Below are 1,276 nucleotides of genomic sequence, written 5' to 3'. Positions count from 1 at the left end.
AAGGTAACTCCATTTATTGGAAAGAGGACAGCGCTAATGATATGTTATTCATACGGTCTTTTTACAAGGCTGGGCGATGGGAAGATATTGAAAGAATGGCTTATGCAGGCGGGTTAGCAATGGCTTCCTAAAATACCCACAAATTGCGAATGCGCCCGATGGCAGGGTTCATCTGGTGTTATGGCATTCATTTGGTGGGTCGCTTAACTATGCTTTAGATAAAATTGTCAATGAGTATAATCAAAGTCAGCATAAGTATTATGTTGAGGCGATTAATAAATCCAATTATCAAAACTCATTAACCGCAGCGGCAACAGCTTATCGCTCAAGCACACAGCCAAATATGTTGGTGTCTTATGAGATTGGTACGGCGATGATGATTTACTCAAATGGTGCGATTATTCCGCTGTATGAGCTTGAGAAAATGACGGGTATTACGATTGATCAAAGTGATTTTTGGCCTGCAGTGAGCGGCTACTATAGCGTGGATGGTAAGCTTGCGGGTCTTCCTTTTAATAGTTCGTCACCTGTGCTTTTTTATAACAAAAAGGCTTTGGCTAAAGCAGGTGTCACACACCCTCCGGTTACTTGGCAAGAGTTGACTAAAGTAGGAGAAAAATTAATTCAATCAGGACAGGGGTGTGTTATGACGGCAGCTTACCCTTCTTGGCTTTTATTAGAGGAGTTTAGCGCATGGAATAATTTAGCCTTTGCCAGTGCTAATAATGGTTTCGATTCGATGAAGCCAAAGCTTAGGTTTGATAATCAAACAGTGGCGGACTTTTTAACACAGCTTAAGACTTGGCAAGCAAAAGGCATTTTCCAGTATGGCGGACGTTTAGGCTCTGCGGATACTTTATTCACTAGCGGCAAGTGTGCGATGATTGTGCATTCATCTTCAATGTTGGCGGACTATTCAAAACTAACGACTTTTAAAGTGGGTGTTGCAAAAATTCCATTTTGGCAAACAAAAGATACACGTAAGCCACAAAACACCATTATTGGTGGAGGAGCTATGTGGACGTTTGCATTACCTAAGAATACACCTAATGCGGATCTTATATATAAAGGGGTCGCATCCTTTTATCAATTCTTAGCACAACCCAAAATCCAAGCGCAATGGGCAATGGATACCGGATATGTTCCAGCATCGGGTCAGTGGGGCGGTTAGCCCCGACTGCCCACAGAACCGTGCGTACGGATCCGTACACGGCTCCTCATGTTAAAGATACCAGTATGCTAAGGTAAACCAGTGTTCTCGGTTGTCTTTTGATTT

At 42.6% G+C, this 1,276-nt stretch carries 1 protein-coding gene; it reads left to right on the top strand.

The annotated features are described in order from the left end of the window. Positions 1 to 175 precede the first annotated feature (175 nt). A complete protein-coding gene (locus DNJ75_RS14840) occupies positions 176 to 1,171 on the top strand; it encodes an extracellular solute-binding protein (protein ID WP_157968404.1) in 996 nt (331 codons plus the stop codon). Positions 1,172 to 1,276 lie beyond the last annotated feature (105 nt).

It is taken from the genome of Cysteiniphilum litorale (assembly GCF_003428165.1).
GTDB lineage: Bacteria > Pseudomonadota > Gammaproteobacteria > Francisellales > Francisellaceae > Caedibacter > Caedibacter litoralis.
The sequence above is the reverse complement of the archived record's forward strand: the minus strand, read 5'-3'. Positions and strand labels throughout refer to the sequence as shown.